The organism is Pseudomonas hamedanensis, assembly GCF_014268595.2.
Lineage (GTDB): Bacteria > Pseudomonadota > Gammaproteobacteria > Pseudomonadales > Pseudomonadaceae > Aquipseudomonas > Aquipseudomonas hamedanensis.
Genome location: NZ_CP077091.1, coordinates 5,602,431 through 5,622,500 on the forward strand (window position 1 = coordinate 5,602,431; position 20,070 = coordinate 5,622,500).

Sequence of the window (20,070 nt, forward strand, 5' to 3'; positions counted from 1 at the left end):
TTCGGCTCAGATGGCGCCGGCAGCCTGACACGGTCCCGTGCGCGGCATGCGCGCACCGAAATACGCCGCCGTCAGCATCCCCACCGCGCCCATCACTGCACAGAACATCACGCAGATCCATGGGCTCCACGGCATCAGACCAATCAGCAATAGCGGTGTAATACTTGCCCACGCGGCGTAGGCAATGTTGTAGGTGAAGGAAATGCCCGACACGCGAATACGCGCCGGGAACAGCCCCACCATCACTGATGGCACCGCACCGACAACACCGCAGGCGAGGCCCGCCACCGCGTAAGCAATGCCGACCCAGTGGCCACCCGTGATCAGGCAGCCATACAACACGCCAATGCCCAGCGGCAGCAACAGGCTGTACAGCATGACCGTGCGCCACGCGCCAATGCGATCGACCAACAGCCCGGCGATCACGCAGCCGATATTGAGGAAGACAATGCCCAAAGCGCTGAGGCCGAAGGTGTGACTGGCAGTCATGCCGAAGGTTTTCTGCATCATTGTCGGCGTGATCACGACAAACACCACCACCGCCGAAGTCAGCACACAGGTCAGCAACATCGCCGGCAGCATGGCCAGACGGTGTTCACGCAGCACCGTGCGCAGCGGCAGTTCGATCCGCGCCTCACGCTGCGCCTCCATGGCCATAAACACCGGGGTTTCGCTGAGCCAGCGACGCAGATAAACGCCGATCACACCGAACACGCCGCCGAGCAGAAACGGATAGCGCCAGGCGTAGTCGAGGATTTCTGCGGGCGTGAAAACTTGCGCGAGGAAGGTCGCGGTCAGTGCGCCGATCAAGTAACCGAAGGTCAGGCCGGCCTGGAGAAAACCCAAGGCATAACCGCGATGGCCGGTCGGCGCATGCTCGGCAACGAACACCCAGGCGCTCGGTACTTCGCCGCCCACCGCCGCGCCCTGGAGGATGCGCAGCGCCAGCAACAGCAGCGGTGCGAAATAGCCGATCTGGGCGTAGGTCGGCATGATCCCGATCAGCAGGCATGGCAGCGCCATCATCAGGATGCTCAGGCTGAAAACCTTTTTGCGGCCCAGGCGATCGGCGAAATGCGCCATCAGAATCCCGCCCAATGGCCGCGCCAGGTAACCGGTGACGAAGATGCCGAAACTTTGCAGCAGACGCAGCCACTCGGGCATTTCCGGCGGGAAGAACAGTTGACTCAGGGTCAGCGCGAAGAATACGAAAATGATGAAATCGTAGATTTCCAGCGCCCCGCCGAGCGCCGCAAGGCCGAGGGTCTTGTAGTCGGAACGGCTGAATGGCGCCGGTCGGGCTGGGGAATTGGCAGTCATGACAAAAAACTCAGGCATCGGCAAAAACCAAGGCGCCCATGGTCTACGCAAAAGCACTGATCGACAACCCGTCAGACCATAGTCGCGGTTTGCGAAAACCTGCTCAACAAATGGGCAGCGCTTGATTTACTGTTAGTGCCTGTCTACCGGGTCACAATTTACCAACCACCATGAATCCCTGTGGGAGCGAGCTTGCTCGCGAAGAGGCCGGTACATTCAGCATCACTGTTGACTGACCTGACGCCTTCGCGAGCAAGCTCGCTCCCACAAGGGGCGGTGACATTGCTGAAATTGTGGCCCGCCAGGCCAAAATAACCATAAAAATCCGAGGTACATCCCGTGGCCGTTGATATCGAAGATAGCCGCTCCGCGCGCTTTGCCCTGCGCTGTTCAAGTTTTGCCGAACGCTGGTTTCCCGACTCCTGGGTGTTCGCCGCGCTGGCCGTGATCATCGTTGCCCTGGCCACGCTGGCCATGGGCGCTAAACCCACCGCTGCCGCCATGGCCTTCGGTGACGGCTTCTGGAGCCTGATCCCCTTCACCATGCAGATGGCGTTCGTGGTGATCGGCGGCTACGTTGTCGCCAGCTCACCGCCCGCGGTCAAACTGATCGACAAGCTGGCGCGCATCCCAAAGAACGGTCGCTCCGCCGTAGCCTGGGTAGCGCTGATCTCGATGGTCGCGTCTCTGCTCAACTGGGGCCTGTCGCTGGTGTTCGGCGGGCTGCTGGTGCGCGCCCTTGCCCGCCGCACCGATCTGAAAATGGATTATCGCGCCGCCGGTGCCGCCGCCTATCTGGGCCTCGGCGCGGTGTGGGCGCTGGGCTTGTCGTCGTCGGCCGCGCAGTTGCAGGCCAACCCTGGCAGCCTGCCGCCGTCGATTCTATCGATCACCGGGGTGATTCCGTTCACCGAAACGATTTTCCTCTGGCAGTCCGGCGTCATGCTGCTGGCGCTGATCGTTATCTCGATCATCATCGCCTACGCCACCGCCCCCGGACCGAACTCGGCACGCGACGCCGAGGCCTGCGGCATCGACCCGGCCTTCAATCTGCCGCCGCTGCAACCGCGCACCCGCCCGGGCGAATGGCTGGAACACAGTCCGCTGCTGATCATTGTGCTGGTGCTGCTGGCGGCGGGATGGCTGCTCCATGAATTCTCGACGAAACCGGCGATTACGGCGATTTCCGGGCTGAACACCTACAACTTCCTGTTCATCATGCTCGGCGCACTGCTGCACTGGCGCCCACGCAGCTTTCTCGATGCCGTGGCCCGCGCGGTCCCGACCACCACCGGCGTGCTGATCCAGTTTCCGCTGTATGGCTCGATCGCCGCGCTGATGACCACGGTCAAAGGCGCAGACGCACAGACCCTGGCCCATCACATTTCAACGTTTTTCGTCAGCATCGCCTCCCACGACACCTACGCGTTGCTGATGGGCGTGTACTCGGCGATTCTCGGCTTTTTCATTCCGTCGGGCGGCGGCAAGTGGATCATCGAAGCGCCGTACGTGATGCAAGTCGCCAACGACCTGCAATACCACCTCGGCTGGGCGGTGCAGATCTACAACGCAGCAGAAGCATTGCCCAACCTGATCAACCCGTTCTACATGCTGCCGCTGCTCGGCGTGCTCGGTTTGAAAGCGCGGGACCTGATCGGCTTCTCGTTCGTGCAATTGCTGGTGCACACGCCGCTGGTGCTCCTGTTGCTGTGGGCACTGGGGACGACATTGGCGTATACGCCGCCGGTGATGCCGTAGGTTGATGTAAATGCACTTGCTCAAGGGGAGGTGCATTCAAATACTTCGCAAGGACTTGCTCGCTGTTTTAGACGGGTCGCGCCTGATCAAGCACCTGCTGACGAAATTTCACTGGCAGGTCTCCCGGCGTCAATACTTCGACCGCAACGCCTAGCAGGTCTTCAAGTTCAACCTGAAGTCCGCCCAGATCGAAAAGCGTGGTGCCGGGCAGCGGATCCACCAGCAGATCCAGATCGCTACCGTCCAGATCCGTTCCCGACAATGCCGAACCAAATACACGCGGGTTGGCCACGCGAAAGCGCCCGATCACTTCGCGGACGGCGGACCTTTGCATATCAAGAGCAGTAGAAGGTTTCATGACTCACCCGTGAAAAATTCAATGTCGCTGCAGTCTAGCAGTGCGCACGCGTGCCAGGCAGCGCGCTTGCTGGCCCAGCCGTAACATTGCATGTGCACTGCCTGAGCAAACAGCATTCCGGCAAGAATCCACAACCAACCGCTTTCCTGTCAAACACAGCTGATCCACTATGAAGCGCCCCCACGTTCGCGGGGAACCCACGCTGAAAAGGATCTGAGCATGTTCAAACTCGCAGGACTTACCCCCGCCGCACTGGCCCTCGCCGCGCTCACGTTGAGCGCCGCCGCCCACGCCGATGTCGACCTGAAGCTGGGCAGTACCGAGCGCGTCACCCGCCTCTTCGCCTACCCCAACAACTGCAGCGTGATCTGCTTCCGCAACTGGACGCTGGAGCAGACCGTCGCCCATTACCTGAGCCAGAGCGTACAGCGCGACGGTTATCCCGATGCAAAAGTGCGGGTGAAAACCGATAACGATCAGCTCTACGCCGAAATCACCGGCGTACCTGTGGGCTACGACAAGCCGCTGTCCGCGCTGCTCGATGCCGGCGACCTGGCCTATAGCGGTGCAAGCAAGCTCAACGCCGACGGCAAGTGGGCTTACAGCTGGTACCTGTTCCTGCCGCTGGGCATGGCCCTGGAAAACCGCAAAAGCGTCGAGCTGTTGCACTTCCCGCCGGATTACTCCCTGACCCAGGCGCAGGACTACCTGCGTTCCAACACCACCGATCGCTGGGCAACGCTGCTCACCGACAACGGCATCCCGGCGGATCAGACGCCGGCGTTCCAGACCATCATCGACATCGCCCCGATTGCCGCGCCGTCCAACGCCGGCAGTGATCTGGAAGGCGTTTATGCTTACTTCACGGATTACCAGACCACGCTGGTCAAGCAGTTCAGCCAGACCACCAGCGGCACAACGCTGCCGATGGTCGCGTTCGGCGCACCGGTGCGTAACTGGATCAAGCAGCAATACGGGCCGACGGTGGCTGTACTGGGGCTGGCGACCATCAGCCCGAGCGAAGGGGTGAACGTGCCGGTGCTGGGTTCCAACCACCCGAGCTATATCTGGTACGCCGCCGACCCGAAGAGCTACACCGGCGACGATGCCCAGGCCAAGGCTGACGCGGCGGGCCTGCGCGTCATGGGACAGGATTTGAGTGCGGCTTGCTGGCAGGCGGGGATGGGCAGCAAACCGGGCAGCAACCCTTCCGCTCTGCTCAGTAGCTGCACGCAGACCTGGCAAGTCACTCAGAAGGTCAAAACCTGCGAATTGTTCTACACCTCGATCCGCAACCTGACCCCGGAGCAGGCCGCCATCCAGTGCGCGAGCACGCCGGTCAAAGCGCAACTCCAGCAACTCAGAGCGCCTCTGCCAACACCGGCCGTTGCAGCGCCGCACCTGTAACCGCTTCGGTGCGGTTCCCGTGTCGGCAAAGGCTGACGCGGGAATACGCCTAAATCGCCTGTCAGATCTGACAGTAGACCGGCTATACCTAATGCGACAAGATTGGATCCAAGTGATACGCAAGTTGACAGGACGTCAACCGAGGAAGTCGCAATGGCATTGCGACAAGGATCGTGATGAATACCCACGCCATGGCTTCAACCGCACCACCGGATACCAAAGGTATCTACCCGTTCGCCGGCCTGCCCGTGCGTCTCGGTTTTCCTTCCAGCAGCGATTTTGAGATCGTCCACGACGACGGCGGTCACGGGGTAGCGGTGGCAACGCGCCGCGAATTCCTGCAAGCGCGGCGAATGTGCAGGGTTTCCGGTCAATTATTGCCCTACCGCTGCCGACACACGCGGCAATTGCTGACCGGCATTCATGTCTACGATCCGCGCTTCTGCGGATTGCTCCAGCATGCCTGCGACCCCAACGTCTTTCTCGACGTGAGCGAGTTATGGCTATGGGCGCTGAAAGATATCCACAGCGGCGAACGCTTGACCATGGATTACGCCACCACCGAAGACAAACTGCTGCGCCAGTTCGCTTGCCAGTGCGGTTCGCCACGTTGCCGCGGGTGGATCACCGGTTACGACGAACCACCCACGATCGAGGGCCTGCACTTTCTGCAACGCTGGCGCTGCCGATGATCACACTGAAAGGTGCGATCAAGGCGCGCCGACCGGACGCAGGCGATACTGCGGCGGCAACTGCTCGAAACCGCTGATGGTCGTATTCAGGCTTTTCCAGCGGCCGTCCTTGATGCCATAGATGCAGCCGTGGATCGACAGGCTCTGCCCGCGATGCCAGGCGTTCTGGATGATGCTGGTGTGCGCGACATTCGCCACTTGCTGGATCACGTTGAGTTCGCACATCCGGTCGACTTGCTCTTCTTCGGTCGGCAACTTGGCCAGCTCTTCGCGTTTTTCGTAATACAAGTCGCGGATCGAACGTAGCCAGCCGTCGATCAGGCCGAACTGGCGATCCTGCATCGATGCGCGCACGCCGCCGCAGCCGTAGTGACCGGTGACGAGGATGTGTTTGACCTTGAGCACATCGACCGCGTACTGGATCACTGACAGGCAGTTGAGGTCGGTGTGCAGCACCACGTTGGCAACGTTACGGTGAACGAACAGATCCCCCGGCAGCATGCCGACGATTTCGTTGGCTGGCACGCGTGCGTCGGAGCAACCGATCCACAGGTATTCAGGGGTCTGCTGGCGCGCCAGTTTGGCGAAGAAATCCGGGTCTTCCTTGGTGATCGCGTCAGCCCAACGCTCGTTGTTATCAATCAGGTCTTGTAAATCGTGCATGTGTAAGGCCTCAAGAAAGATGCGCTGGTATGACAGACAACCGCCCGTCGGGGTCACGCCATCATCGCAAAGTGTTTCCGTTGGAATTCTTGCGCGCCCGGTGAGTCCACCTCAGTAAGGCCCACAGTACGAGGAATTGCCATGACTGATTCACGACGCCCTTATGATGCGGTGCAACCGGAGCCCATCGATGATAACGAAGACCGCATGGGTTCGGTGCGTGAGCTGGATTTTGACGACGAGGAGACCGCGAAGATTGGTGATGAGCTGCCCGAGCGTGAACGCGACCAACTGATGCCCCGTGAGCGCGTGCGTGAGGCGGGTATGACGGGCGCGTCGATGGATGATCGTCAGCCCACCGACGATGATATGAGCCCGGAAACCCTGATTCGCGACGATGGCGCCCGGGATGCCGAGGAAATCGGCGACGGTGAGCAGGCGGATTGGGACTTGAGTGTGGTCGATGAGAATGACATCGGCGGCGGTGACGGGCTGGATGAGGCTGAGATGGCGGATCTGGATCCGCTGGATGGCAAGCGCTGATCAGCGGCGCTTGATAAATCGCTATCGCGAGCAGGCTCACTCCTACAGGGGAACGCATTCCAAATTGTAGGAGTGAGCCTGCTCGCGATGCCTTTAAGGCCTAATCCACCAAGGTACAGGCCATGACCACTGCATCCTCGCGCCCACCCACCGCCGGATAGTAATCCCGCCGCCGGCCTATCTCGTTGAAGCCATACCGTTCATACAACTTGAACGCCGCGGTATTGCTGTCACGCACCTCAAGAAAACACTCCCGAGCCTCGGCCGCATACGCCCGCGACATCAAATGCTCAAGCAACGTCAGCCCTAGTCCACGCCCCTGATTTTCCGGCTTCACGGTAATATTGAGCAGGTGTGCCTCATCGAGAATGATCTGCACCACACCGTGCCCAACCTGCTGCTGCCCTTCGAACATCAGCCAGATCTGGTATTTGCCCAATCCATCAAGAAAGATTCCCCGAGTCCACGGATGACTGTACGCGGCATATTCGATTTTCAGCACTGCCTCGAGATCCGCCTCGGTCATCGGACGGAAGGTTACCGCGTCACTCATTCGATTCTTTCCAGCGCGCCATCAGCCGACGCATGGCTTGCCACACAGCGGCCTTGCGCTGGGGCTCTTCCATTAACAATTCCAGACCGGGAACGGCCCAGGCCGAACCCAGGCCTTCGATCTGCAATTCACGATTGAATGCTTCCGCGTCCGCTTCACCGGCAAACCGCACCGCCGGCAGACCGATCAGCCAGAGGCAGGCGCATGGCGCCGTTTCCATTTGCACGGACAGGAAGCCCTGAACGAAGTCACGCGCCGCTTCCGGGCCTTGATCCAGCGTGCCGCGGTTAAGCCATGGCCAGCGCACCGGCTCCCCGACAATCTGCGGCGCATCCGGCAGACCGGCGGCGCGCAACATGTCCTTGAGCAGCAAATACGCCGGATCGCGGCTCTGGAACGCTTCGCCTGTGGGTAACTCGACCAGCAGCAGACAGCGTCCGGCGCGCAGCAGTTGCAGGGCAAAACGCGGCGGCGGCACCGGCGCTGGCTTGACAACCACAGGCGTGTCGTCGACCACCTCCACCGGTTTGGCGCCGTTTCGGGTACTGGCCAACGACGGACGCGGCACTTCGATTTTCGGCCGCTCGGGCGTACGCGCGGCAGGGGCTACCGGCGCTTCGGCCTGAGGCGCCGGCACAACCGCAACCGCAACCTCGACCTCAGGCTCGGGCATCTGCAGCAGCTCGGGCCGCGACGGTGCGGCGAAAGGCAGTTCGGTGCGCGGCAGCCAGTTGACCACCTGCATGGCGTTCAAATAGGCGCGGCGGCGGGACTCGATAAGCAAGGGTCGGCCACTTGTGGATAACGGAAAGTGTGCTGATTCTACCGCCCTTCGTTCAAGATCGCCCGTTGTTGATCGACACTCTTTGTCGACGCGCTTTAAGCAAAGAATGCGACAGCCCGTCCCGAGAGTGAATCGACACGCCTGCGATGCAGTACAATCGCCGCTTTTAATCGCCAACCAGCCGGCCATTCCGATGATCGAACCCAAGCGCGTCTTGCGCGCCCTCGCTGAACACTGGGCACTTCTGGAGCCACTGTGCGAGCACTTCGACCAAGGCACCCTGAGCCTCAACGAACTGCGCACGCAACTGGCCGCCCAACAACTCGACAGCACGCCGCAGGACATCACCAGCCTGCTCGACGTGTGGATCCGCCTCGATATTCTGGTTCCGGTGGCGAAAAGCCCGAACCGCTTCGAGCTGAACGCGCAAATTCATGATTTCCTTGCCTACCTGCGCCGCGAACACCGTCTGGGGCTGTGCCTGGAGATCGAAGCCTACCTGCGCCACCTCGAACGTCTGGCCGGTTATATCCAGGACGCGTTCGACGTTCGCGACGGCAACGACCTGGCCCGCCAGTTGCGTCTGCTCGACATGCGCGTGCGCGACGTCCTGAAGAAACTCGACAACGACGAACAGGCGCTGGTGGCGGTCGCCGAACGGGCCAAGACCAGCGACCGGCAGATTCCGCTGCGTCAGCGTTATGCCGAAGTGCTGGCGACGTGGGACGAATACGTCGAACCGATGATCGATCTGGTCAACGCCGACGGCGCCTTCGAACAAGGCGTGCGCAAGGTCGAAACGGTATTGCTGAAGATGCTCAGCGAACAGCAGCGCCTCGGCCATCTGGTCGATGACGACATGCTCCTGCGCACCCACGCGCGCATCCTCGAAATGCAGACCAGCGCGCAACTGACCCTACGCCATGCCCGCGAACTGCTACTGCCGTTGCGTGAAGAAGCGCGCCGGCACAACGCCGTGACCCGTGGCGCCGCACTGGCGCTGGCGGCGATTCGCCGTAAAGGCATCGACGCCGTTCCGCAAGCGGCGATGCCACTGTTTACCCGCCCGCAAAGCACTTTCCTCGGCAGCGCCAGTCAGGTCGAAGCTTACGTTTACGCCTTGGCGCGTTTCGAGCCGAAACCGGCGCGCTTCCCCAAGGCGCACAAGACACAAAAGACCGGCGATGCTCCACGCGCGCCACGCACCGTGCGCGAGATGGTCGACCGTTGTGAAGAATCGCTGCCGATGCCGGATCTGATGACCTGGCTGCTGGAGCAGGAACCGGACGGCGCCACCGACGAATTGCTTTACTGGTTCTCGCGCCTGTCGCGGGAAAAACGCTTCAAGCGCGAGCGTCTGGAACGCCGCGAATACCACACTCACGAGCATCAGGTCAGCCTGCGCTCCTTCGCCCTGCTCTCGGCCAGCGACACTGCCGCCGAGGATTCTGCGAGCATCCCCCATGCATCTTGATCTATCCGAACTGTCGCAACTGGCGCCGATCTTCCGCGAGTTGTTCAAGGGTTACCATGTCAGCCGCCGCGACCCGGAGCTGTACGCCCAACTGTCGAATTTCCAGGACCAGTACCGCACGCTGTTCAAGGCGTTGGGCTTTGAACTGGTCTGCGACACCCGTGGCTTTTATTACTTCGTGCCGGACATGGCCGCCGCCGCGGTGAACAAGACCGCCCAACGTCTGGCGCTGTTCACCTTTATTCTCGTCGAACATCTGGCCGACCAGGGCCGCGACCCGATCGCCGTGCTCGATGGCGGCAGCCTCGGCCGCGAAGAGTTGCCATCGCTGCTGGATAAGTACCGCGACCTGTTCATTCAGGCCGAAGTGCAGACCGTCGAAGAACTCGAAGAAAAGATCATGCGCCGCATGACTCAGCTGGGTTTCGCCGGCGAAGAAAACGGCGTGTACCGCTTCCTGCCGCCGATGCACCGCTTCCTCGATGTGTGCCTGTCGGTGCAGCAGGATCGCGATTTGGCGGCCAGCGTACACAGCGTCCTGCCGCTGCCGGCGCCGGTGTTGATCGACGAAGAAGCCGAGGCGAAATTCCTCGCCACCGACGATCCGCTCGACCTGAGCGAATTTGAAGAAGAAAGCGAAGAAGACGCACTGGCCCGCGCCATTGCCGAAGAACAGGAGTCCGACGCATGAGCCAGGAACGCTACGGCATCCGCCGCTTTGCCCTTTTGAACACCGCCGGTTACAGCCTCGGCCTGTTCCCGCTGGAAGAACCGCTGTCGGTCTACGGCGCGAACAACCTCGGTAAATCGGCGTCGATCAACGCGTTGCAATTCCCGATTCTGGCGCGCATGTCAGACATGAGTTTCGGCAAGTACAGCCTCGAACAATCGCGGCGTTTCTACTTTGCTTCCGACACCAGTTACATCCTCGTCGAAGTCAATCTGCCCCACGGCCCGCACGTGATCGGTGTGGTCGGCCGCGGCCCGGGCGGTGGTTTCGGTCACCAGTTCTTCGCCTATGCCGGCAAGCTCGATCTGGCCCATTACCAGAAAAACGACACCTGCCTGCGCCAGAAAGAACTGTTCAGCAATCTCGAGAAAGAAGGCCTCAAAGCCTACGAACTCAAGCCGGACGAACTGCGCCGTTTGCTGGTCGGCGGTCACACCTCGATCCCGCTCGACCTGACGCTGATCCCGCTGCGTTCGACCAGCGAGCAGAGCCTGAAGACTTTCCGTGCGCTGTTCATCAACTTGCTGCACATGCGCGAAATCACCGCGGCCAAGCTCAAGCAACTGTTCCTCGATGCTTTCGAGCACAGCTTGCGTTCCGGCAGCGTCGATTACATCGCCGCGTGCGAAGAAGCCTTCCGCGATGTGCGGCGCATGGAGCAGGATTACAACTCGCTGGTGGCTGCCGGCCCGTTGGTTGAAGCGTTGGCCAACGGCGTGAAGCAGCGCGACGTGCTGCGCGGCAAATTGCATCGCCTGTCGCCGCTGCTCGATTCCTTGCTCGGCACCTGGTCGGACTACGCCACAGCGCGCAAGGAAGAGCTGACCATTCAGGCCGAACATTACCGCCGCGAGCAAGACGATCTGCAAAACGATCAGCGCGGCGGCACACAGGAACTGATGCGCCTGGAGCGCGAGATTTCCGGCATCCAGCGCTGGCTCGGCGAGCTGTCGGTGTTGAAAAACCGCTTCGCCCTGGTCGATGACGTCAAAGTGCTCGAGCAGCAATTACTCGCCGCGAAAGATGCCCACGACGAACTGGCCGGTGCCTTGGCGCAGTCGCGTCAGTTCAGCGCCGAAGATCTCGAAGAGCGCCTGCGCGATCTGGAAAAACGCCTGAAGTCGGTGAAGCAGCAACTCGATCACGCCGACAACAACAGCTACGCGCGCCTGCGCGAAGAGTTTTCGCAACAGGACGTCGAGCGTCTGATGCGCCTGTTCAACAGCGCACTGTTCAGCCTGCCGCTGGGCGAACACGGCATTACCCTCGATGAGAACGGCGAGTGGGTCAAATCGGTCGAGCTGATTCTTGATGGCTTCAAAGGCGAGCGTTTCGAAGTGCCGGGTCTGTCCATCGACATCTCGCACATCGAGCCGCCAGCTCTGCAAGCGCTGGCCGACCGCGCCGCGCTGCGTGATCAGAAAGAGCGTCTGGAAAAAGAGCTCAAGCAGCTGAAGACCCAGCAAGCCGTGGCCGCCGACCGCGCCGCGAGCAAGACCCAGACCGAAGCGCTGTATCAACAAGTGCTGGACGCGCAGAAAGCCCTGGAAGATTTCCGTCGCACCCAGACCCTGAGCGCCGAAGAAGGCGACAAGCTCGAACAACTGGCGCAGATGGAAGCCGCGCAGGACGAACTCAAGCGCTCCAGCGACGCCTTCACCGAGCGCGTCCAGCAACTGTCGGCCAAGCTGCAATTGGTCGGCCGGCAGATCGCTGACATGGAAGCCAAGCAACGCACTCTCGACGATGCATTGCGCCGTCGTCAGTTGCTGCCGGCAGATCTGCCGTTCGGCACGCCGTTCATGGATCCGGTCGATGATTCGATGGACAACCTGCTGCCGCTGCTCAACGACTATCAGGACAGCTGGCAGGGCCTGCTGCGTGCCGACGGCCAGATCGAAGCGCTGTACGCGCAGGTCCGTCTGAAAGGTGTGGCGAAGTTCGACAGCGAAGACGATATGGAGCGGCGTCTGTCGTTGCTGATCAACGCTTACGCGCACCGCACCGATGAGGCCCTGACCCTGGGCAAGGCGCGCCGCGCCGCAGTCACCGACATCGCCCGGACCCTGCGCAACATCCGCAGCGACTACGACAGCCTCGAGCATCAATTGGCGCTGTTCAACCGCGAGATCAACAAGCGTCAGGTCTCCAACCTGCAGAGCTTCCGCATCGTCCTTGCGCCGAACAAGGAAGCGCTCAAGCACATCGACCAGATCATCCACAGCGCCGGGCAGTACGAAGAAGGCGAAACCCTGTCGGTATTCGACCTGAGCCAGAGCGCCGAGCAGGACAACAAGAACGAAGAGGCCAAGGAATACCTGGCGCGGCTGGTGGCGGCAAACCACAACCAGCTCGGTCTCAAGGACTTGTTCGAACTGGCCTTCGAGATCACCAAGGTCAACGGTCAGCCGGTGATCCACACCGACATCGATGGCGCGGCGTCCAACGGTACGACCATGACCATCAAGGCGCTGACCAACATGTACTTGTTGCTGCACTTGATGGACCGCGATCTGGCCGGCCGCGTGCGTCTGCCGTACTACCTCGACGAGGCGGCGGACATCGACGAGAAAAACCAGGCGGCCTTGCTGGAAACCAGTCTGCAACTGGGCTTCGTGCCGATTCTGGCGAGCGTGAAGCCGCAGGTCTGCGCCAGTGTGGCGATTGACCTGGAAGGTGGCAGCGGCCCGGCGGGGATCTACATCGATGAGGCGGACTGGAAGTACATCCGCCGGCATGATGCGGTCAAGGCCACGTTGAATGTTCAAGCGGATGAGCCGGAGCTGGATGCGGTTTGATCGGCTTTAGTTGAAGGTAATAAAAAGGGCCGCGATCTGTTGGGATCGCGGCCCTTTTTTATTGTCTGGGATATGTGTTGATTAGCAGGGCCCTATCGCGAGCAGGCTCACTCCTACAGTTGGAATGCGTTCCCCTGTGGGAGCGGGCTTGCTCGCGAAGGCGTCTTGATAGACGCCACATAAACTTCAGATTACTTACCGAGCTGAATCTTCGGCGCCCAAGTCAGCCACTCATCCTCAAACTTGTCGAACAACGGGAATGTCTGCTCGGCCCGCGCCGGATTGCCCATGCGCTCGCCGTCCGGGGTGGCGAAAGCGATACCGCCCTGAATCAGCGTCTCCAGCGACTCGGTTCGCACCGTCACACCTTTGAACAAACCGTAATCGAAACCTACGCCACTGGTGTTCCAGAATCGACTGCCGCTGCGCACCAGCGGCGCGTACTTCGGCTCGATCAGAATGTGCACCAGCACGCGATCCGCGGTCAGCCCCAGTTCATATCCGGTCACTTTGCCGACCGTGATTTCACGGTAAGTCACCGGCACGCCTGGTTTCAGCGAGCCACGACGGGCAGCGCTCAATACCAGACTCAGGCCGGCTTCCTGCCGGGTGACTTCCGGTGCTTGCGCCAAGGCGACAAAGTTTTTCTGCGGCCCGAAATTTTTCACCGAGGGCTGTACCTCGATGTATTTACCGGTAACGAGGGTTTCCAGATTTTCAGTCTTGATCAGCCCCAATTCCGGCTTGACCACCCAGAACTGACTGCCCACGCGGGCGATCTTGTCCGGCACCTCGGTGATCCGCGCAGTGAGGATGACCGACTGCAGATCGTCGGTCAGATCGACGCTTTCGATCTTGCCGACATCCAGCCCCTTGAAGCGGACCGGCGTGCCGCTGCGCAGGCCATCGGCGCGGTCGACCTTGATCGTGACCACCGCACCCTTCTGATTGGCATCGTCATGGCTGGCGAACAGACGGAAGCGCGGGATACGTTTTTGCAGCGGCGCCTTGGCCTGCGGTGTTTCAAAAGCGATGCCGCCGGCCATCAAGGTTTGCAGTGATTCACTTTTCACCTGGATGCCACCGGTCAGGCCGCCTGTCAGCGTAATGCCGCTGACGTTCCAGAAGCGCGTCGACGCGTTAACCAGATTCTCGTATTCCTTCTCGATGTGCACACCGATGACCACTTGCTGACGGGTCCTGGAGAACTGATAGCTCTGCACCGAACCGACCTTGACCTGCTTGTACAGAATCGGACTGCCGACCTCGATCGAGCCAAGGGCATCGGTGAACAGCACCAGATGCAGGCCCGGCGAACGCAGATCCAGCGGCGGCGCCTTGGGTCGTGCCTCAAACTCGCGCTTCGGCGCCGCGCCTTTATCACCGGGGCGCACTGCGATGTAGTTACCCTTCACCAACGCTTCCAGGCCGGTGATGCCGGCCAGGGAAATCGACGGTTTGACCACCCAGAACTGCGTGCCATCGACCAGATAATCTTCAGCCAGCGGGTCGAGGGTCAGCTCGGCGGTGGCGCTGTTCAGGTCCGGATCGACCTTGAGCGCCTTCAGATTGCCGACCTGAATGCCTTTGTACATCACCGGCGTGCGGCCGGCTTGCAGGCCTTCGAAGTCACTGAGTTTGACCTTGACGCGGATGCCGGCAGCGGCGGCGTCAAAGTCCTCATACAGGCGGAACGGCAGGCTTGGATCAGTCGGTGGACTGTCCTTGCGATTCTCCGGGGTCGCGAACGCGATACCGCCAGCGACGATGCTCGCCAGCGATTCGCTGCGCACTTTCACCCCGGACAGGTTGGCGTCGATACTGATGCCGCTGGCGTTCCAGAAGCGCGTGTGTTTGCGCACCAGTTTGGCGTAAGTCGGCTCGATGAAGACTTTGAGTTCTACCGTGCTCTGATCTTCCGAGAGCAGGTAACTTTTGATCTGACCCACTTTGATCTGCTTGTAGAACACCGGACTTCCACGGCTCAGCGAACCGAGCCGATCCGCCTTGATGGTCAGGTGCAAGCCTGGCTGGGCGTCAGACAGCGGCGGCTCTTCGGCGAGCGCCTTGAACTTGCGCACGGGTTCGCCTTCCCCGGGGCTGATCGCCACGTAGTTACCGGAGACCAGGGTTTCAAGCCCGGTGATACCGGCCAAGGTCACGCTCGGTTTGACCAGCCAGAAACGCGTGCTGGTCTTGAGGTATTGCCCGACATCCTTGTTCATCTCGATAGTGGCGATCACCCCTTTGGAGTTGCCTTCATCGTCGAGTTTGAGGGTCTTGACCTTACCGACCGACATGCCTTTGTACATGACCTCGGTCTTGTTGGCCTGGATGCCTTCACCGCTTTCGAAACGCACCTGGATCTCGATGCCGGTCTCGGACCAGGCACGCCAGCCAAGCCAGCCGCCGATGATCAGCGCAATCAGAGGCAGTACCCAAATGGCAGACCAGTTGGAAGCCGGTCGGGTTTTCGCTACAGGCAAATCAGTCATGGTCGTCGTCCGACTCCGTGTTATCCCAAATCAGTCGGGGATCGAAAGTTACTGCGGCGAGCATCGTCAGGATCACCACACTGGCGAAGGCGATGGCGCCAAGGTTGGCTTCGACACTGGCTAGCCGGCCGAAGTTGACGACCGCCACGAGAATGGCGATCACAAAAATATCGAGCATCGACCAGCGGCCAATGAACTCAATGAAGCGGTACATCCAGATGCGCTGACGGGCCGACAACGGCTGACGTCGCTGCACCGAAAACAACAACAGCGCGATACCGACCAGTTTGAAAGTCGGCACGAGAATACTGGCGATGAACACCACGGCGGCGATCGGAATCATGCCGTGCTGCACCAGTTGAATCACCCCGGACATGATCGTGCTCGGATCCCCCTGGCCCAGCGAACTGACCGTCATGATCGGCAGCACATTGGCCGGGATGTAGATAATCGCCGCGGTGATCAGCAAGGCCCAGGTTCGCGCCAGGCTGTTCGGCCGGCGCGCATGGACCAATGCACCGCAGCGGGTGCAGGTTTGCTCATCGGTGTCCGCGGCCTGTCTGTTCAATTCGTGACATTCGATGCAAATCAGAATGCCCGCATCAATCGCCCGCATGAGCATCTTCTCCTGATAACGCCTGCCAGATCTGATGGGGTGACATCACCACTTCCAGCCAGACCTGGACCAACAACAAACCAATGAAACACACCAGGCCCAGGCCAACAGTGATCGCTGCCATGTCCGCCAACTTGACGATCGCCACCAGCACACCCATGAGGTACACCTCGAGCATCCCCCAATCTTTGAGGTGGTGATAAATGCGGTACAGCAGCAAGCCGTAGCTGCGGCCGACGTTAAAACGAATGGTCAGCAAAACGAACAACTGACACAACAACTTCACCAGCGGTATGGCCATGCTGCACAGAAAGACAACAATCGACACACCCTTCATGTCCGTGTTGAACAGGCCGAGTACGCCACTCCAGACCGTATCCTGGGAAGATTGTCCGAGGATGTTGAGCTGCATGATGGGTAAAAAATTTGCCGGGATGTACAACAGCAATGCTGCGATCACCAAGGCAAGGCTGCGCTGCACCACGTTATGGCGGTGGGCATATAACTCATAACCGCAGCGTGGGCAGAGCGCTTTTTCGCCGTGGGCAAGTTGTGGCTTGCGCATCAGCAGGTCGCACTCATGACAGGCCACCAAGTCTTCCAGCGGTAAATCTGACAGCCCGGGGGCGTCAACCGACTCTGACATACAGGCTCTGGCTCCGAATAAGGTGGGGCTATTCTAGTGTTCTGCTTCGAAAATAACTGTGCAATTTTGTTCGTCATTACGAGCAAAACTTTTCCGCAGGCAAAACAAAACCCCAACTGCTTTCGCAATTGGGGTTTCGGAATTTAATCTTGACGATGACCTACTCTCACATGGGGAAACCCCACACTACCATCGGCGATGCATCGTTTCACTGCTGAGTTCGGGATGGGATCAGGTGGTTCCAACGCTCTATGGTCGTCAAGAAATTCGGGTACCGAATCGTGGCCATCTGGCCGCGCTTCAGCAAATTGGGTATGTGACAGCTTTCGGTGTTTCCGTGAGATTCAAACTTTCGGTTCGTTTCGTCTTCACACACCGCAATCTGGTGCTCTTTCGCTTTTCAGCTCGAAGCAAGCAAATTGCTTGGGTGTTATATGGTCAAGCCTCACGGGCAATTAGTATTGGTTAGCTCAACGCCTCACAGCGCTTACACACCCAACCTATCAACGTCGTAGTCTTCGACGGCCCTTCAGGGAACTCAAGGTTCCAGTGAGATCTCATCTTGAGGCAAGTTTCCCGCTTAGATGCTTTCAGCGGTTATCTTTCCCGAACATAGCTACCCGGCAATGCCACTGGCGTGACAACCGGAACACCAGAGGTTCGTCCACTCCGGTCCTCTCGTACTAGGAGCAGCCCCTCTCAAATCTCAAACGTCCACGGCAGATAGGGACCGAACTGTCTCACGACGTTCTAAACCCAGCTCGCGTACCACTTTAAATGGCGAACAGCCATACCCTTGGGACCGGCTTCAGCCCCAGGATGTGATGAGCCGACATCGAGGTGCCAAACACCGCCGTCGATATGAACTCTTGGGCGGTATCAGCCTGTTATCCCCGGAGTACCTTTTATCCGTTGAGCGATGGCCCTTCCATACAGAACCACCGGATCACTAAGACCTACTTTCGTACCTGCTCGACGTGTCTGTCTCGCAGTCAAGCGCGCTTTTGCCTTTATACTCTACGACCGATTTCCGACCGGTCTGAGCGCACCTTCGTACTCCTCCGTTACTCTTTAGGAGGAGACCGCCCCAGTCAAACTACCCACCATACACTGTCCTCGATCCGGATAACGGACCTGAGTTAGAACCTCAAAGTTGCCAGGGTGGTATTTCAAGGATGGCTCCACGCGAACTGGCGTCCACGCTTCAAAGCCTCCCACCTATCCTACACAAGCAAATTCAAAGTCCAGTGCAAAGCTATAGTAAAGGTTCACGGGGTCTTTCCGTCTAGCCGCGGATACACTGCATCTTCACAGCGATTTCAATTTCACTGAGTCTCGGGTGGAGACAGCGCCGCCATCGTTACGCCATTCGTGCAGGTCGGAACTTACCCGACAAGGAATTTCGCTACCTTAGGACCGTTATAGTTACGGCCGCCGTTTACCGGGGCTTCGATCAAGAGCTTCGCGTTAGCTAACCCCATCAATTAACCTTCCGGCACCGGGCAGGCGTCACACCCTATACGTCCACTTTCGTGTTTGCAGAGTGCTGTGTTTTTAATAAACAGTCGCAGCGGCCTGGTATCTTCGACCGGCATGAGCTTACGGAGCAAGTCCTTCACCCTCACCGGCGCACCTTCTCCCGAAGTTACGGTGCCATTTTGCCTAGTTCCTTCACCCGAGTTCTCTCAAGCGCCTTGGTATTCTCTACCCAACCACCTGTGTCGGTTTGGGGTACGGTTCCTGGTTACCTGAAGCTTAGAAGCTTTTCTTGGAAGCATGGCATCAACCACTTCGTCACCCAAAGGGTAACTCGTCATCAGCTCTCGGCCTTAAGATCCCGGATTTACCTAAGATCTCAGCCTACCACCTTAAACTTGGACAACCAACGCCAAGCTGGCCTAGCCTTCTCCGTCCCTCCATCGCAATAACCAGAAGTACAGGAATATTAACCTGTTTTCCATCGACTACGCTTTTCAGCCTCGCCTTAGGGACCGACTAACCCTGCGTCGATTAACGTTGCGCAGGAAACCTTGGTCTTTCGGCGTGGGTGTTTTTCACACCCATTGTCGTTACTCATGTCAGCATTCGCACTTCTGATACCTCCAGCAAGCTTCTCAACTCACCTTCACAGGCTTACAGAACGCTCCTCTACCGCATCACCCGAAGGTGATACCCGTAGCTTCGGTGTATGGTTTGAGCCCCGTTACATCTTCCGCGCAGGCCGACTCGACTAGTGAGCTATTACGCTTTCTTTAAAGGGTGGCTGCTTCTAAGCCAACCTCCTAGCTGTCTAAGCCTTCCCACATCGTTTCCCACTTAACCATAACTTTGGGACCTTAGCTGACGGTCTGGGTTGTTTCCCTTTTCACGACGGACGTTAGCACCCGCCGTGTGTCTCCCATGCTCGGCACTTGTAGGTATTCGGAGTTTGCATCGGTTTGGTAAGTCGGGATGACCCCCTAGCCGAAACAGTGCTCTACCCCCTACAGTGATACATGAGGCGCTACCTAAATAGCTTTCGAGGAGAACCAGCTATCTCCGAGCTTGATTAGCCTTTCACTCCGATCCACAGGTCATCCGCTAACTTTTCAACGGTAGTCGGTTCGGTCCTCCAGTTAGTGTTACCCAACCTTCAACCTGCCCATGGATAGATCGCCCGGTTTCGGGTCTATTCCCAGCGACTAGACGCCCTATTAAGACTCGCTTTCGCTACGCCTCCCCTATTCGGTTAAGCTCGCCACTGAAAATAAGTCGCTGACCCATTATACAAAAGGTACGCAGTCACCCAACAAAGTGGGCTCCCACTGCTTGTACGCATACGGTTTCAGGATCTATTTCACTCCCCTCTCCGGGGTTCTTTTCGCCTTTCCCTCACGGTACTAGTTCACTATCGGTCAGTCAGTAGTATTTAGCCTTGGAGGATGGTCCCCCCATATTCAGACAAAGTTTCTCGTGCTCCGTCCTACTCGATTTCATGACCAAGAGATTTTCGCGTACAGGGCTATCACCCACTATGGCCGCACTTTCCAGAGCGTTCCGCTAATCTCAAAGCCACTTAAGGGCTAGTCCCCGTTCGCTCGCCACTACTAAGGGAATCTCGGTTGATTTCTTTTCCTCAGGGTACTTAGATGTTTCAGTTCCCCTGGTTCGCCTCTTGCACCTATGTATTCAGTACAAGATAACCATCTTATGATGGCTGGGTTCCCCCATTCAGACATCTCCGGATCAAAGTC

The 20,070-nt window shown here is 59.1% G+C and carries 15 protein-coding genes and 2 rRNA genes (1 of these 17 cut by a window edge); 7 read left to right on the top strand and 10 right to left on the bottom strand.

Annotated elements, in window-relative coordinates; genetic code table 11:
- Positions 1 to 6: 6 nt before the first annotated feature.
- Entirely contained in the window at positions 7 to 1,320 is a 1,314-nt protein-coding gene (locus tag HU739_RS24520) for an MFS transporter (protein WP_186551149.1), read from the bottom strand.
- Between the two features lie 339 nt (positions 1,321 to 1,659).
- Between HU739_RS24520 and HU739_RS24525 the strand changes: the two genes are divergently transcribed.
- The gene (locus HU739_RS24525) at positions 1,660 to 3,078 is read left to right on the top strand and encodes a short-chain fatty acid transporter (RefSeq protein WP_186551148.1); all 1,419 of its coding nucleotides are present in this window, start codon (positions 1,660 to 1,662) and stop codon (positions 3,076 to 3,078) included.
- Positions 3,079 to 3,145: 67 nt separating this feature from the next.
- Here HU739_RS24525 and HU739_RS24530 read toward each other — a convergent pair whose 3' ends face one another.
- On the bottom strand, positions 3,146 to 3,412 hold the full coding sequence (locus tag HU739_RS24530; RefSeq protein ID WP_456154057.1) for a nucleotidyltransferase family protein: 267 nt from the start codon (positions 3,410 to 3,412) through the stop codon (positions 3,146 to 3,148).
- A gap of 243 nt (positions 3,413 to 3,655) precedes the next feature.
- Here HU739_RS24530 and HU739_RS24535 point away from each other — a divergent pair, with 243 nt between their 5' ends.
- Together HU739_RS24535 and HU739_RS24540 are read left to right on the top strand one after the other, a co-directional pair.
- Positions 3,656 to 4,843, top strand: coding sequence for a hypothetical protein (locus tag HU739_RS24535; protein WP_186551146.1), 1,188 nt, complete (start codon positions 3,656 to 3,658; stop codon positions 4,841 to 4,843).
- Between the two features lie 176 nt (positions 4,844 to 5,019).
- Positions 5,020 to 5,535 carry an SET domain-containing protein-lysine N-methyltransferase gene (locus tag HU739_RS24540; RefSeq protein WP_186551145.1) on the top strand — a complete coding sequence of 172 codons (516 nt, stop codon included), beginning with the start codon at positions 5,020 to 5,022 and terminating at the stop codon, positions 5,533 to 5,535.
- Positions 5,536 to 5,553: 18 nt separating this feature from the next.
- Here HU739_RS24540 and can read toward each other — a convergent pair whose 3' ends face one another.
- On the bottom strand, positions 5,554 to 6,198 hold the full coding sequence (can, locus tag HU739_RS24545; protein ID WP_053123831.1) for a carbonate dehydratase: 645 nt from the start codon (positions 6,196 to 6,198) through the stop codon (positions 5,554 to 5,556).
- Positions 6,199 to 6,339: 141 nt separating this feature from the next.
- Between can and HU739_RS24550 the strand changes: the two genes are divergently transcribed.
- A complete protein-coding gene (locus tag HU739_RS24550; protein WP_186551144.1) occupies positions 6,340 to 6,741 on the top strand; it encodes a serine kinase/phosphatase in 402 nt (133 codons plus the stop codon).
- Between the two features lie 100 nt (positions 6,742 to 6,841).
- Here HU739_RS24550 and rimI read toward each other — a convergent pair whose 3' ends face one another.
- Both rimI and HU739_RS24560 read right to left on the bottom strand, forming a co-directional pair.
- On the bottom strand, positions 6,842 to 7,294 hold the full coding sequence (gene rimI / locus HU739_RS24555; RefSeq protein WP_186551143.1) for a ribosomal protein S18-alanine N-acetyltransferase: 453 nt from the start codon (positions 7,292 to 7,294) through the stop codon (positions 6,842 to 6,844).
- Positions 7,287 to 8,039, bottom strand: coding sequence for an energy transducer TonB (locus HU739_RS24560; RefSeq protein ID WP_186551205.1), 753 nt, complete (start codon positions 8,037 to 8,039; stop codon positions 7,287 to 7,289). Before HU739_RS24560 ends, rimI begins: the two co-directional genes overlap by 8 nt.
- Positions 8,040 to 8,271: 232 nt before the next feature.
- Between HU739_RS24560 and mksB the strand changes: the two genes are divergently transcribed.
- From mksB to mksF, 3 genes are read left to right on the top strand one after another with little or no spacing between them, the layout of a single operon-like run.
- Positions 8,272 to 9,552, top strand: a complete 1,281-nt coding sequence (mksB, locus tag HU739_RS24565) for an Mks condensin complex protein MksB (protein ID WP_161806067.1) — start codon at positions 8,272 to 8,274, stop codon at positions 9,550 to 9,552.
- On the top strand, positions 9,542 to 10,243 hold the full coding sequence (gene mksE / locus HU739_RS24570) for an Mks condensin complex protein MksE (protein ID WP_186551142.1): 702 nt from the start codon (positions 9,542 to 9,544) through the stop codon (positions 10,241 to 10,243). The genes mksB and mksE overlap by 11 nt, the downstream gene beginning before the upstream one ends.
- Positions 10,240 to 13,080: an Mks condensin complex protein MksF gene (gene mksF, locus HU739_RS24575; RefSeq protein WP_186551141.1), complete on the top strand. Its 2,841-nt coding sequence runs from the start codon at positions 10,240 to 10,242 to the stop codon at positions 13,078 to 13,080. Before mksE ends, mksF begins: the two co-directional genes overlap by 4 nt.
- A 191-nt stretch (positions 13,081 to 13,271) precedes the next feature.
- Here the strand turns inward: mksF and HU739_RS24580 are convergent, their stop codons facing one another.
- The 5 genes from HU739_RS24580 to HU739_RS24600 all read right to left on the bottom strand — a co-directional run.
- Positions 13,272 to 15,575 carry a PqiB family protein gene (locus tag HU739_RS24580; RefSeq protein WP_186551140.1) on the bottom strand — a complete coding sequence of 768 codons (2,304 nt, stop codon included), beginning with the start codon at positions 15,573 to 15,575 and terminating at the stop codon, positions 13,272 to 13,274.
- Entirely contained in the window at positions 15,568 to 16,191 is a 624-nt protein-coding gene (locus HU739_RS24585; RefSeq protein ID WP_186551139.1) for a paraquat-inducible protein A, read from the bottom strand. Before HU739_RS24585 ends, HU739_RS24580 begins: the two co-directional genes overlap by 8 nt.
- The gene (locus HU739_RS24590) at positions 16,178 to 16,837 is read right to left on the bottom strand and encodes a paraquat-inducible protein A (protein WP_186551138.1); all 660 of its coding nucleotides are present in this window, start codon (positions 16,835 to 16,837) and stop codon (positions 16,178 to 16,180) included. Before HU739_RS24590 ends, HU739_RS24585 begins: the two co-directional genes overlap by 14 nt.
- A gap of 147 nt (positions 16,838 to 16,984) precedes the next feature.
- A 5S ribosomal RNA gene (gene rrf / locus HU739_RS24595) occupies positions 16,985 to 17,100 on the bottom strand.
- A 171-nt stretch (positions 17,101 to 17,271) separates the two neighbouring features.
- Positions 17,272 to 20,070: ribosomal RNA gene (locus HU739_RS24600) — 23S ribosomal RNA — on the bottom strand; it runs 95 nt beyond the window's last position.